This is a genomic window from Streptomyces katrae (assembly GCF_000966975.1).
In the GTDB taxonomy this organism is placed as follows: Bacteria; Actinomycetota; Actinomycetes; order Streptomycetales; family Streptomycetaceae; genus Streptomyces; species Streptomyces katrae.
Genome location: NZ_JZWV01000262.1, coordinates 1 through 12,497 on the forward strand (window position 1 = coordinate 1; position 12,497 = coordinate 12,497).

At 71.1% G+C, this 12,497-nt stretch carries 12 protein-coding genes and 2 pseudogenes; 10 read left to right on the plus strand and 4 right to left on the minus strand.

From position 1 onward, the window contains the following. Positions 1-24: 24 nt before the first annotated feature. Positions 25-186: pseudogene (locus tag VR44_RS48800) on the plus strand (ABC transporter ATP-binding protein); the annotation flags it as partial. Between the two features lie 307 nt (positions 187-493). After that, positions 494-1,681 carry a geranylgeranyl reductase family protein gene (locus VR44_RS11280; RefSeq protein WP_045947300.1) on the plus strand — a complete coding sequence of 396 codons (1,188 nt, stop codon included), beginning with the start codon at positions 494-496 and terminating at the stop codon, positions 1,679-1,681. Positions 1,682-1,963: 282 nt separating this feature from the next. Here VR44_RS11280 and VR44_RS11285 read toward each other — a convergent pair whose 3' ends face one another. Next, positions 1,964-2,419 (minus strand): RpiB/LacA/LacB family sugar-phosphate isomerase, encoded by a 456-nt coding sequence (locus VR44_RS11285; protein WP_045947301.1) that lies wholly within the window; start codon positions 2,417-2,419, stop codon positions 1,964-1,966. A gap of 273 nt (positions 2,420-2,692) precedes the next feature. On the opposite strand from VR44_RS11285, the gene VR44_RS11290 reads away from it, so the two are divergent. Next, positions 2,693-2,965 carry a hypothetical protein gene (locus tag VR44_RS11290; protein WP_045947302.1) on the plus strand — a complete coding sequence of 91 codons (273 nt, stop codon included), beginning with the start codon at positions 2,693-2,695 and terminating at the stop codon, positions 2,963-2,965. 196 nt (positions 2,966-3,161) lie between these two features. On the opposite strand, the gene VR44_RS11295 is transcribed toward VR44_RS11290, so the two are convergent. The 3 genes and pseudogenes from VR44_RS11295 to VR44_RS49100 form a co-directional block, all read right to left on the minus strand. Next, positions 3,162-3,518, minus strand: coding sequence for a hypothetical protein (locus VR44_RS11295; protein WP_045947303.1), 357 nt, complete (start codon positions 3,516-3,518; stop codon positions 3,162-3,164). A gap of 74 nt (positions 3,519-3,592) precedes the next feature. Continuing rightward, positions 3,593-3,817: a hypothetical protein gene (locus VR44_RS49095; protein ID WP_425424494.1), complete on the minus strand. Its 225-nt coding sequence runs from the start codon at positions 3,815-3,817 to the stop codon at positions 3,593-3,595. Between the two features lie 59 nt (positions 3,818-3,876). Next, positions 3,877-3,993: pseudogene (locus tag VR44_RS49100) on the minus strand (IS5 family transposase); the annotation flags it as partial. A gap of 545 nt (positions 3,994-4,538) precedes the next feature. Between VR44_RS49100 and VR44_RS11305 the strand changes: the two are divergent. The 7 genes from VR44_RS11305 to VR44_RS11335 all read left to right on the plus strand — a co-directional run. Then, the gene (locus VR44_RS11305; protein ID WP_052713553.1) at positions 4,539-5,168 is read left to right on the plus strand and encodes a polyprenyl synthetase family protein; all 630 of its coding nucleotides are present in this window, start codon (positions 4,539-4,541) and stop codon (positions 5,166-5,168) included. A gap of 212 nt (positions 5,169-5,380) precedes the next feature. Further along, complete coding sequence (locus tag VR44_RS11310) at positions 5,381-6,511, plus strand: terpene synthase family protein (RefSeq protein ID WP_045947304.1); 1,131 nt, start codon at positions 5,381-5,383, stop codon at positions 6,509-6,511. Positions 6,512-6,565: 54 nt separating this feature from the next. Next, positions 6,566-7,315: a hypothetical protein gene (locus VR44_RS11315; protein WP_045947305.1), complete on the plus strand. Its 750-nt coding sequence runs from the start codon at positions 6,566-6,568 to the stop codon at positions 7,313-7,315. A gap of 43 nt (positions 7,316-7,358) precedes the next feature. After that, positions 7,359-8,618, plus strand: a complete 1,260-nt coding sequence (locus tag VR44_RS48385; protein ID WP_045947306.1) for a cytochrome P450 — start codon at positions 7,359-7,361, stop codon at positions 8,616-8,618. A 43-nt stretch (positions 8,619-8,661) separates the two neighbouring features. Next, complete coding sequence (locus tag VR44_RS11325; RefSeq protein WP_045947307.1) at positions 8,662-10,041, plus strand: cytochrome P450; 1,380 nt, start codon at positions 8,662-8,664, stop codon at positions 10,039-10,041. Positions 10,042-10,707: 666 nt separating this feature from the next. Continuing rightward, positions 10,708-12,204, plus strand: a complete 1,497-nt coding sequence (locus VR44_RS11330; protein ID WP_045947308.1) for a DEAD/DEAH box helicase — start codon at positions 10,708-10,710, stop codon at positions 12,202-12,204. Positions 12,205-12,250: 46 nt separating this feature from the next. Beyond that, positions 12,251-12,497 (plus strand): CBS domain-containing protein (locus tag VR44_RS11335; RefSeq protein WP_045947309.1); only part of this gene is annotated, 247 nt, incomplete at its 3' end.

The window sequence follows — 12,497 nt, forward strand, 5'->3', positions numbered from 1 at the left end:
ATCGGCTACTGCCCGCAGGAGACCGTGGTCAACCCCTTGCTCAGCGTCTCGCAGCACCTCGAACTGTTCCGGACCGCCCACGGGCTGCCCGACACCGGACACGCCCAGGACCTGCTGGGCGCGCTGGGCTGCCCCGACGCGATGGAGCAGCAGGTGGGAACGCTCTCGGGTGGCACCCGCCAGAAGCTGAACCTGGTGCTCGCCCTGATGAACCGGCCCACGCTCCTGGTCCTCGACGAGCCGTACCAAGGGTTCGACTGGGACACGCACCGGCGCTTCTGGCACCTGGCCCGGCGGTTCCGCGACGGGCGCCGGGCAGCGCGAGCAGGGCGAGCGGCGTCTCGCGTACGAGGTCCTCCCCGGCGCCGCGCCGCTCGTCCTGCGGAACGAGTCATACGGCCCGCTGTAATCTCGCAGCGCATGCGGAAAGCCACGCGGGCACGCGCGACAGAATCCCCCACCACCACGACGGAATTGCGAGGGGAAGACCGACGTGAGCACCGAGAAGTCAGCGGACGATCCGCAGCAGGTCTGGGACGTCGTCGTGGTCGGAGCCGGCCCCGCCGGAGCCTCCGCGGCCCACGCGGCCGCCGCCGCGGGACGCCACGTACTGATCCTGGAGAAAGCACGACTGCCGCGGTACAAGACGTGCGGCGGCGGCATCATCGGCCTCTCGCGAGACGCGCTGCCGCCGGGCTTCGAGCTGAGACTGCGAGACCGGGTGCACGCGGTCACGTTCACACGGAACGGCAGGTTTCCCCGCACGCGCCGCTCCCGTAAGACGCTGTTCGGGCTCGTCAACCGGTCGGAGTTCGACCAGCAACTGGTGGAGCACGCCCGGCAGGCCGGCGCCGAGGTACGCACCGGAGCCGCCGTCGCGCGTGTGGAACAGCACCAGCCGGACGAGGGCACGGCCCAGCTCGTCCTCCAGGGCGGCGAGACCGTCCTGGCGCGCGCGATCGTGGGCGCCGACGGCAGCGCGGGCCGCGTGGGAGCGCACGTCGGAGTGACACTGGACCAGGTGGACCTGGGCCTCGAGGCGGAAATTCCCGTGCCGGCGAAGGTCGCTGCCCACTGGGCGGGCCGGGTGCTCATCGACTGGGGTCCCCTGCCGGGCAGCTACGGCTGGGTGTTCCCCAAAGGCGACACGCTCACCGTCGGCGTCATCTCCAGGCGCGGCGAAGGCGCGGCCACGAAACAGTACTTCGAGGACTTCGTGGTCCGGCTCGGCCTCGCGGACTACGAGCCCAGCATCTCCTCCGGCCACCTGACGCGTTGCCGCAGCGACGACTCCCCGCTGTTCCGCAGCCGGGTCCTGGTGTGCGGTGACGCGGCCGGCCTGCTCGAACCGTGGACCCGCGAAGGCATCTCCTTCGCCTTGCGCTCGGGCCGCCTCGCGGGAGAGCGGGCGGCGCGCATCGCGCAGGCCCGCGACACGGCGGACGTCCACCGCCAGGCACTGGACTACGCGAACGCCGTCACGACGGGCCTCGGCGCGGAGATGACCGTGGGACGGCGCGTCTTCGACTTCCTTCAGCGGCACACCGGCCTGTCGTACATGGCGGTCACCCGCATCCGCCCCGTATGGAACCTGCTGGCGAAGACCACCCGGGGCTCGACGCCGCTGTCCGAGGCCCTGCACGCGCATCCGGCAGGCCGCGCGCTGAGACTCGACCGCTGACCCGGCATGCGCCTGGCTGCCTGTGCCCGGGCAGGACTGATCACGGTGAAGTGGCCGCCCGTCGGGCCTGGGGGCGTAACGTGACGGCCTGGGTGGGGCGCCCAGCGGCTGTGCGGGATGGTGCGGGCCGGCCGTCTTCGAGGCGGTGGTGGCGGCCGTGCGGGACACCTGCGCGATGCCGGCCGAGGGCCACACGGCGGCCGGCCCCGTCTCGGGGGCGACCCTGATCGTCTCGCCGCGGGTTGCGACGCACTCGCCGCCGTCACCGTCACTACCCTGATTTCAGGGTGTGGTTCGGGTGCCGTCGAGCCGATTCACGCGCGCTACGTTCTCCCGGTCTTCGGCGTCCGTGCTCGCACCGGCGGCGAACCAGGCGTCGAGGATCTCCTTGAGTAGCGGTTCCGAGGTCAGGCGCAGGCTGAGCGCGAGCACGTTGGCGTCATTCCAGCGGCGCGCGCCGTCCGCCGTGTAGGCGTCCGTGCACAGGGCCGCGCGTACGCCGGGAACCTTGTTCGCGGCGATCGAGGCGCCCGTACCGGTCCAGCAGCACACGACGGCCTGGTCGGCGTTCCCGGCGGCGACCTCGCGGGCTGCCGCCTCCGAGCAGGCCGCCCACTGCGGATCGTCGCCAGGTCTCAGTGCCCCGTACGGCACCACGTCGTGTCCGCGGTCGCGCAGCTGCCCGAGGAGTGCGCGAGCCACGGGCTCGTCCATGTCCGAGGAAACGGAGATCCGCATGACCCGAGGGTAACCGGCTGTGGAACGGACGGCGGTCTGCCTCGTTCACGGTTTCCCCACCTTCGGCAGCCGAGAATGACCTCGCGTCCCGAGGACGCCGGACCTTGACCAGGCCAGACCGTTGCACCGTTTGGCGGAGCGGAGAATCGGTTTCCCCGCCCAGGCTGGGTGAAGCCCTGCGAGTGGGCTGCGCGCGGAAGGGCGGATGACAGCAGCCTTGGCGGCGCGAGGGCGCGCGAACCACCCGCCCCGCTGAGGAAGGAGATCCCCACCATGAAGACGTTCACGCGTCTTGTCGCCGTCGCCGCCGGTACGGCCGCGGCAGCACTCACCATCGTCCCTACGGCGCAGGCCGCGCCCGTTGCGTGGCCTGCCGCCGCCGGTTGCCGCTACTACTACACCAGCTACTTCACGGGCCCCAACGGCGAAAAGACCGGCAGCGGTGAGTACGCCGAGGGCGACCACGACCCCGAGGGCCGCATCTGTCGCAACGGCTGGTGGGTGTCCCCGTACGAACTGGAAGACCCGGGGGCAGCCATCCGCTGACTTGCTGGTTGTGCGGGGGCCGCTCCGGCGGCCCGCCGCCTGCTCCACGACCGGTGACAACAAGCCGGCTGGGGTGGTTCAGCGTAGCCAAGCGGCGCAGGCACATGGGACCGCAGGCCAGTTCGAGCAGGCCCTGATGGAGATCGGCGCGTCGCGCCTTCAGCCCGGGCCCATCCGCGTGTCGCATGCCAACGGCCTAGCGTGCAGATGACCATCTGTCAGCTGTATCAACTAGGCCGTGGCTGGTCGGCCGTCCGGGGAAGGTGCGGGCAGCCATCCAGATGGTGAGGTCGCGGGCGATGTCGTTGATGCTGGTCGCCGTAGTGACCTCGTGCTCGTTGCGGGTGGCGTCGCGCTGGACGACCTCGTAGCCGCCCTCGTCCAGGACGGCCACCGAGGCGAACCAGTCGGGGTCGTCCTCGTCGGGCTGGATGACGACGAAGGTGTTGTCGGAGTCGTTGAGATCGCTGATAAGCATGAACAGCGCGTCCTCGGACGGGTCGTCGACGCGGTCGCCGCTCTCGCTGTCGGCGCCGTAGTAACGAGCACCCATCGACGGCCTCTCCCCTCGCCCTGCTCAACCTGGTCGCGGTCAGCATGGCACGGGAGAGTGACAACGCCGGCAGGTCACAACCATTCGCCGACCGACGCGACCAGCACGGTGGCCTCGAAGCGGACCGCGAGCTTGTCGAACCGCATGGCCACCGCTCGGTTGCGCTTGAGCCGGTTGAGTCCGCACTCCACCGCATGACGGGCCTTGTCGTCCTCGCGGTCGAAGGCCGGGGGCCGCCCGCCGGCCTTCCCGCGTCGCTTGCGATTGCGCGCCTGGTCGGCAGGCTCCGGGTCGTGCACCGGATCCCGCGTTTGCGCAGGTAGGCCCGGTTGGCCTGGGAGGAGTAGGCCTTGTCGCCCCGCACCCCCAGCGGACGGACACGAGGACGGCCGGGGCCGATGCGAGGAACGCGTATGCCTTCCAGGACAGCGGTGAACTGCGGGCCGTCACCCCTCTGCCCCGCGGTGACCAGCACAGACAGTGGACGCTGCCCTTGCTCGCAAGCCAGGTGGATCTTCGTCGTGAAGCCGCCCCGGGGCCGGCCAAGACCATGGTCGTCGGATTCGGTGCGGGTTCAGGGAGCACCCGTCCGCACCCGCCACCGGATCCCGTCGATCAGCCTCCGTCGGCCAGCCGGCCGCCTGCCCAGCACCGCCACCGGCAGCAACGGCCCCAGTACGGTCCACTGATCTGCGCGGTCAGCCGGGCCGGTCGTCGTGACGCAGCAGGGACCTGCTCACCTCCAAAGATCGGCGGCCCTCCCGGTGCATCCGCTCGTGCCGTGCTTCGGACCCGTCGCACGCCGTTACCCTGCCGCACGGCGCACGGGGGCGCATGCTCCATCGGGGGGAGCGTGTTGGGCGCCTGGGGCATGCGCAGTGAGCCGTCGCGTGCGCCGTGTGTGCCCGGAGCGCATCCACCAGGAGTGCGCCGTCTGTTCTCCTTTCGCGCCGTCCGGGCAGGGTTCGGGCGCCGGGAACCGCCGTGGGTCCGGTGCCCTGCGAGCGCTGGAGGTGGCACATGACGGGCCTGCCCGGGGTGTCCGCCCCGTCGGCTGTCGAGCTGTTCCACGCTTTCGCTCTGATCCACGACGATCTGATGGACCGCTCCGCCACCCGTCGTGCCCGGCCCACCATGCAGCACGTCCTGACAGCCCGCCATCAGGCAGGCCGCACCCGCGCCGCGGCCGACCAGCTCGGCGGCGCGGCCGCGCTGCTGGCGGGGGACGTGGCGTTGGCCTGCTCGGCCGAGCTCCTGCACACGGCCGGGCTCACCCACCCCCAGCTCACCATGGCCCTGCGGCGTACGGACGCGATGCGCACGCAGGTGATGTACGGCCAGTACCTCGACCTCCTCTCCACGGGCCGTCCCGGCCCGGACACGGCCGTCCCCTGGAAGGTCATCCGCTGCAAGACGGCCGGATACACCTTCGTCCACCCCCTCCTGCTGGGCGCCGAACTCGCCGGTGCGGGTCCGGCCCTGACCGCCGCACTGGCCGAGTACGGCTGGGCGGCAGGGGAGGCGTTCCAGCTCAGCGACGACCGGCTGGGCTCCTGGCCGCGCTCGCCTACCAGCGGGCCGCACTCGACCGGCACCTGGGCGACGCGGGCCTCGACGAGGAAGACGCCTGCCGCCTACGGGAGGTCCTGACCGCCACCGGTGCGCACGACGCGGTCCGGCGGACGGTCCGAGAACGCTGCCGCGCGGCGGTACGAGCCCTGGAAGGCGCGCCCCTGCCGGGAGCCGTACGGCGTGCTCTGACCGACCTCGCCGCTGCCCTGGCCTCCCGCACCACCTGACCCGGCCCGCGCCACTGTGCCGCGCGCCCCCGTGCCACCCCGACCGCCAGGGAGACAGCCCTCATGACCTCATCCGCCCCCCACTCCCCGCCCCGCACCCGGTACCCCCGCCAAGACGCGGTACCCGCACCGGACACCTACCGCACCCGTACCGCGGGGATACGGCTGTGGGACGGAACCCTTCTCAGCGAGGTGGTGACCCCGCGCCACGACCTGGCCGCACGACCGCGCCCGTTCCCCGTGCAGCGCAACTACTTCCACACCGCTGCCCTCGAGGCCGGCGCCCGGTGGCTGCGCGAGACGGTCCCCCTGGAGCGGGACGAGTACGAACGGCTCCTGACGGAGGACGTGGGGGGCTTCGTCTCCTGGGTCTACCCGGACGCACAGCCGGCCCGGCTGCGCACGCTGATCGACTTCCACCACTGGGCCGTCTGGCTGGACGACGTCATGGACCGCAGAACCACCCTCGAAACCAGTCTGGAAGCGTGCTCCGTGCTGGAGTCGCTGGGAACCGTCGAACTCGCGCCGTTCGACGACTTCTTCGCCCGCATGCGCGGCCAAGGCCTGCACGAGGGCCACGCGGGCCGGTTCCTGACCGCGATGCGCGCCTACGGGGCGTCCTCCCGCACCGAGGTCCACGCCCGCGACGACCACACCTGCGGCTACACCACCATCCCCGGCTACATCGCCAACCGACGGCGCTCGGCGGCGATGCCCGTCTACTTCGCGCTCATCGCCTGGATATCCGGCGTCGAGCTCCCCACCCACGTATACGGCCACCCGCTGGTCGTCCAGCTCGAAAACGCCTGCTCCGACTACGCCCTCCTCTACAACGACGCCGGCTCCTTCACCAAGGAGTACCTCGCGGGACGCACCGGGGGCACCTTCGTGCGTCTGCTCTCCCACGAGCTCCAACTGCCGGTGCAGGACACCCTGTACGAGATAGCCGACATGGCCGCCGCAGCAGCGGACGACCTCGAAGCCGCCAGCGACCTCATCGACACCAGCGACCTTCCCGCCGCCCACCGCGAACACGTCCACCGCTACGCCGACGGACTGCGGAAGTTCACCGGCGGCGTCAACCACTGGAGCAACCACACCATCCGATACGCGATCGGCCAGCCCATGACCGATACCGCCCCCACCTCCAGAACCGGCGACCGCCACCACTTGCGCACCGGCCGCGCAAAGTGACCCAGCCGCGCTTCCCGTTGTCCCTCTTCTCACCCGTGAGGTGGTGATCGCGTCATGCCCGTGACCGAGCTGTGGCCGTCCCGGACCGCGCACCAAGTGGAGACCGCGCTTGCCGCCGCGGCCAAGGAGCTGTCCGCCCTCGACGCCCGCGTCGAGCACTACCGGGTGCCCCGCGGCGGGTACGCGGCGTGGACCGGCGACACCGCCTCGGAGGTGTTCAGTCTCGAGGCGAGGATCGGGCCGGCCCACCACAGGCCCGGCATCTCGATGTGGGCGGTCTTCCAGGTCTTCGACCCCCGCCGGCCCAACCTGGCCCTCGTACGGATGCTGGAACGCCACGACGCGGACGGCGCACCGGTCCAGGACGTGCGCCGCCCCTCCTACACCCTCGAACTGGACCTGAGGCTGTGCCGGGTGTTCATGCCCGCCTGCAACCGCGCCCTCAACCACCTCGACCCCACCGGGCGCGGCCACAGCCAGCACGTGGACTGCTACCACGGCCGTGTCCCGCCCAGCCACTTGCTGACCGCCCCGGTGGTCGCCGTCGACCTGTTCCGCCGCTTCCGGCGCGACGGCCAGAAGGCCATCATCCTGGCCGACTTCAACGACCCCCTGGCCGTGCCGACCGTCAGCATCGTCAAGCACCTCCTGGTGCGCCAGGGCGGCCACCTCATTCCCCGCACCCGCAAGCCCTCCGCGGCCAGGGTGCTGCTGCGCCGCCCGGACGGCAGCATCCAGCAGCTCGCGGGGATGTCCACGGCCGCGGACGAAGGCATCGCCATCGCCCGCCGCCTACTGGCCTGACCCGCACCCCACTCCGGCCCCCTTCCTCGAGGAAGCCTCGACCATGACGTCCAGCCGCAAGACCCTCGGCACATCCACCACCCCGCACCCCGCCGCGTCCGCGTCCGTGTCCGCAGTCCGGCCCCGGCGCCCCGGTCCGCCGGCCCTGCCGTTCATCGGGCACGCCTGGCCCCTGATGCGCTCACCCCTGCGCTTCGTGTCCGAGCTGGCCTCCTACGGCGACGTCGTCCCCGTCCGGCTGGGACCCCTGCCCGTCGAGGCCATCACCCATCCCGACCTGGTCCACCAGGTCCTGGTCACCCAGGCCCGCCACTTCGTGCGCGGCCGTCTGTTCGAGAAAGCCGGCCGGATCGGCGGCGAGCAGGGCCTGGTCGTCACCTCCGGCACCACCCACCTCAAAGACCGTCGCGCCCTGCAGCCCCACTTCCGCCGCGAGCACATCACCGGCTTCGCCGAGGGCATCCGCCAGGCCACGGAAGAGGCCACCGCCCACTGGAAGCCCGGCCAGATCGTCCACGTCGACCGGATGGCCACCGAGATCGCCCTGGCCTCCCTGGTCCGAAGCCTGCTCGGGGACCGCCCCTCGAAGGAGCTGACGGGCGTCTTCCACCAGCACCTGCCCACCCTCTCCAAGGGCCTGATGACCCGGGCCGTCCTGCCCGAATGGTGCGCACGCCTGCCCCTGCCCGCCCACCGCGCCTTCCAGCGCGCCATCGACACCACCCGCGCCGCCGTCGAGGAAGCCATCACCGCCTCCCGCCGCCCCGGAGCCGACCAGACCGGTCTCCTCGACATCCTCACGGCCCAACGCGACGACGACGGCCGCCCCCTCGACGGCGCCCCCGCCACCCCGGCCAACATCACCGCCCTCACCTACACCGGCCGCGTCATCACCGAGACCCTGCGCCGCTACGCGATGTGGCTGGCCATGCGCCGCACCACCGGCCCCGTCACCCTCGGCGAACACACCCTGCCCGTCGGCACCGAGGTCGTCTACTCCGCCTACGCCCTGCACCACGACCCGCGCTGGTTCCCCCACCCGTACCGCTTCGACCCCGACCGCTGGCTCCCCGAAACCGCCCACGCCCTGCCCAAGGGCGCCTACATCCCCTTCGGCTCCGGCGTCCACAAATGCATCGGCGACTCCCTCGCCCTCATGGAGATCACCATCGCCCTGGCCACCATCTGCCGCCACTGGCACGTGACCCCCCTGCCCGGCCGCCCGGTCAGGGAAGTCGCACGGGCCGACGTCCACCCCGACCACCTCCCCATGATCGCCACCCCCCGCACCCCCACCCCGTGAACACGCACCTCTCAGCCCGCAGGCCGCACCGAAAGGAAGAACGATGGGGCAGCCCACCATCCCCACCGCACCCGGAGCCCTCCCCCTCCTGGGGCACCTCATCCCCCTGATGCGGGACCCGCTGGCCTTCATGCGTTCCCTGCCCGGCCACGGGGACCTGGTCCGCATCCGACTGGGCCCCCTCTCCGTGGTCATGGCGTGCGACCCCGCCGCCATCCGCCAGGTCCTGCGCGACGACCACACCTTCGACAAGGGCGGCTTCTTCTACGAGCGGGCCGCCGAAGTCGGCGGACAGGGACTGGTCACCTGCCCCCACACTCTGCACCGCACCCAGCGCCGCATGTGCCAGCCGGCCTTCCGCACGGCCCGCCTCCCCGACCACACCACCGCCATGACCGCCCAGGCCGACACCGCCTCCAGCGGATGGCACGAGGGCCAGACCATCGACGTACCCGAGGAAATGATGGCCCTCGCCGTCCGCAACCTGACCGCCACCATGTTCTCCGACGAACTCCCGCCCCAGACCCTGCAGCACATGCCCCACGACGTCGACGCCATCGTCGCCGGCTTCTTCGGCCGCCTGATCATGCCCGGCGCCCTCAGCCGCCTGCCCTTACCGGCCACCCGCCGCTACGAACAGGCCCTCACCCGGCTGCGCACCACCCTCGCCGCCGTCATCACCGACCGCCGCGCCCACCCCGGCGACCAGGACGACCTGCTGTCCCGACTCCTCACCCGCGACCCCCACCACCCCGCCACAGCCCTGACCGACGAGGAGATCACCGACCAGTTCATCACCTTCTTCATCGCCGGCGCGGAAACCGTCGCCTCCACCCTGTCCTGGGCCCTGGACCTGCTGACCCGGCACCCGGACACCCTGCGAGACCTCCGCACCGAAATCGACACCGCCCTCGCCGGCCGGCCCGTCACCTACGACGACTTCCCCCGCCTGCCCCTGACCGGCCGAGTGATCACCGAAACGCTCCGCCTCTACCCGGCCGGATGGATCTACACCCGCACCGCCACCACGGACACCACCCTGGCGGGCACACCCATCCCGGCCGGCACCACCCTCGCCTACAGCCCCTACCTCCTCCACCACAACCCCGCCGTCCACCCCGACCCCGAACGCTTCGACCCCGACCGCTGGCTGCCCGAACGAGCCAAAGCCACCTCCCGCGACCACTACATCCCCTTCGGCGGCGGCCCCCGCAAATGCATCGGCGACCAGTTCGCCCTCACCGAAGCCACCACCACCCTGGCCACCATCGTCCAGAACTGGCACCTCCACCCCCTCACCCACTGCCCCGTTCGCACCCAGCGCGCAACCCCCGTCCACCCCCGCGACCTCCGCCTGCGCCTGAACCGCCGCACGCCCACAACGCAGACGTCGCCACCCAGCCACGGGACCGGCCCGGCCTGACCGTCAGGGTGGTCAAGGGCAGGAGTCGATGCGGACCGAGACGGTCATACTGCCGTTGCCGGCGCGCTGCCCACCGCGACGCTCCCGAAACGCCGCACCCGGGGGAATCTGTTCCCGCCGTCAGAGAGTTTGCCCGACTCCGGCGGGAGAGTTTTTTCGAGCCGCAGACGAGGGCGATATCTCATGCACACGAACAGTCGCGGCGTGCTACTGTCGATCTCGGTTGCAGTTTTGGTACCCAAAAATTCAAGTGCCCCAGTGGGCTTGGCCGCACTTGAGCGCTTCATATTTCCGGTCATTTTCCGGCGGGGCATCATGGCGGCGACACGGCGTCCGTGCGGTGCGGGCGCTGGTGTACTGCCCCAAAAGGAGATATGGCATGGCATCTGTGAGGGCCCCAGCTGCACACATCTCCCGCGGTGAGGTCGCTTGCGGGACGAAGCATTCAGGGTGACAGTCCGCTCGGCGCTTCACCCTCTCAAGTTTTCTTGATTTCGCGTCAGAATGACGCCACCCCATCTCAGCGCAGGCGCCCGTACCGAATCTCGGTAGGCCAGTGAGGCCAGAGTCGCTTTCGCATTCCATTCGGTCCGTTCTTGTGATTCCCGGTGTTGCGTTTCCGCTGCGGGAATTCCTTGATATGAGCCGCATCGAGGAAGGTTCTCCATGAACCGCACACGTACGAACGGCCGTTCCTCTCTCACCCGTAACCGCACTGGCGGTCCCGTATTCCGGACCGCCGCCGGTTCGGAGCAGGGCAGCCGTTTCGGCGCGTCGGCCCCGAGCCGCTCGGGCGGCTACGGCCGCCGGCCCGCCGCGGTACAGGGCGAGTTCGCCCTGCCGAAGACCATCACTCCCGCGCTGCCCGCCGCCGAGGCCTTCGCCGACCTCGCCATGCCGGGCGAGCTGTCAGCCGCCCTCACCGCACAGGGCCTGACCGTTCCCTTCCCGATCCAGGGTGCGACCCTGCCCAACACCCTTGCGGGCCGCGACGTGCTCGGCCGCGGACGCACCGGCTCCGGCAAGACACTCGCCTTCGGCCTCGCCCTGCTGGCCCGCACCGCCGGGGAACGCGCCGAACCCCGCCAGCCATTGGCCCTCGTCCTCGTCCCCACCCGCGAGCTGGCCCAGCAGGTGACCGACGCCCTCACGCCGTACGCCCGCGCCGTCAAGCTGCGCCTGACCACCGTCGTCGGAGGCATGTCGATCGGCAGGCAGGCCGGAGCGCTGCGCGCAGGCACGGAGGTCGTCGTGGCCACGCCCGGCCGGTTGATGGACCTCATCGACCGTGGTGAATGCCGGCTGAACCAGGTCGCGGTCACCGTCCTCGACGAGGCCGACCAGATGGCCGACATGGGCTTCATGCCGCAGGTGACCGCCCTCCTGGACCAAGTGCGTCCCGAGGGGCAGCGGATGCTGTTCTCCGCCACCTTGGACCGCAACGTCGACCTGCTGGTCCGCCGCTACCTCACCGACCCGGTCGTCCACTCGGTGGACCCCTCGGCCGGTGCGGTGACGACGATGGAGCACCACGTGCTGCACGTCCACAGTGCCGACAAGCAGCGGACGACGACGGAGATCGCGGCGCGCGAGGGCCGGGTGATGATGTTCCTGGACACCAAGCACGCCGTCGACCGGCTGACCGAGGACCTGCTCAACAGCGGTGTACGGGCCGCCGCCCTGCACGGTGGGAAGTCGCAGTCCCAGCGCACCCGCACCCTCGCCCAGTTCAAGACCGGACACGTGACCGTGCTGGTCGCGACGAACGTGGCGGCGCGCGGCATCCACGTCGACAACCTCGACCTCGTCGTCAACGTCGACCCGCCCACCGACCCCAAGGACTACCTCCACCGCGGCGGCCGCACCGCGCGCGCCGGCGAGTCCGGCAGCGTCGTCACCCTGGTCACCCCCAACCAGCGCGGCGGCATGACCCGCCTCATGCGGGCCGCCGGCATCACCCCGCAGACCACCCAGGTCCGCTCTGGCGAAGAGGCCCTGAACCGCATCACCGGTTCGCAGGCACCCTCCGGCGTCCCCGTGGTCATCACCGCACCGGTCCTCGAACGCGCCGCGCGCGTCGCGGCCTCCCGTGGCAGGCGACGGCCCGCCGCGACGGTCCGGCGCGTGGACGTGCGGCAGTCCGCCTTCGACGCGGCGGTCTGAGAAGCACGTGATCAGGAAACTGACCCATCTCTGCAGGAGGCACCTTTTGACGCTGGTCCAGATGCAGCCCCACTCGGCGAACGCCAACCCCGAACACCGGACGGTGGACGACGCGATGGAGGCGGCCCGTCCACAGGTGTGTGATGACATGACGGTCGAGGTGGCCCTGGCCGTCATGGCCAGTGCCCGCGTGGGTCATCTGCTGGTCTGCGAGGAAGACGGCCTGTGCACCGGGCTGGTCACCCAGGCCGGGCTCGCCACCTTCCGCGACAGCGCGGCGTACACGGACCAGG

Coding starts and splice junctions, on each gene's coding strand:
- VR44_RS11285 (WP_045947301.1), bottom strand. CDS start 2,419: ATGCGGATCTCCGTTTCCTCGGACATGGACGAGCCCGTGGCTCGCGCA.
- VR44_RS11290 (WP_045947302.1), top strand. CDS start 2,693: ATGAAGACGTTCACGCGTCTTGTCGCCGTCGCCGCCGGTACGGCCGCG.
- VR44_RS11295 (WP_045947303.1), bottom strand. CDS start 3,518: ATGGGTGCTCGTTACTACGGCGCCGACAGCGAGAGCGGCGACCGCGTC.
- VR44_RS11305 (WP_052713553.1), top strand. CDS start 4,539: ATGACGGGCCTGCCCGGGGTGTCCGCCCCGTCGGCTGTCGAGCTGTTC.
- VR44_RS11310 (WP_045947304.1), top strand. CDS start 5,381: ATGACCTCATCCGCCCCCCACTCCCCGCCCCGCACCCGGTACCCCCGC.
- VR44_RS11315 (WP_045947305.1), top strand. CDS start 6,566: ATGCCCGTGACCGAGCTGTGGCCGTCCCGGACCGCGCACCAAGTGGAG.
- VR44_RS48385 (WP_045947306.1), top strand. CDS start 7,359: ATGACGTCCAGCCGCAAGACCCTCGGCACATCCACCACCCCGCACCCC.
- VR44_RS11325 (WP_045947307.1), top strand. CDS start 8,662: ATGGGGCAGCCCACCATCCCCACCGCACCCGGAGCCCTCCCCCTCCTG.
- VR44_RS11330 (WP_045947308.1), top strand. CDS start 10,708: ATGAACCGCACACGTACGAACGGCCGTTCCTCTCTCACCCGTAACCGC.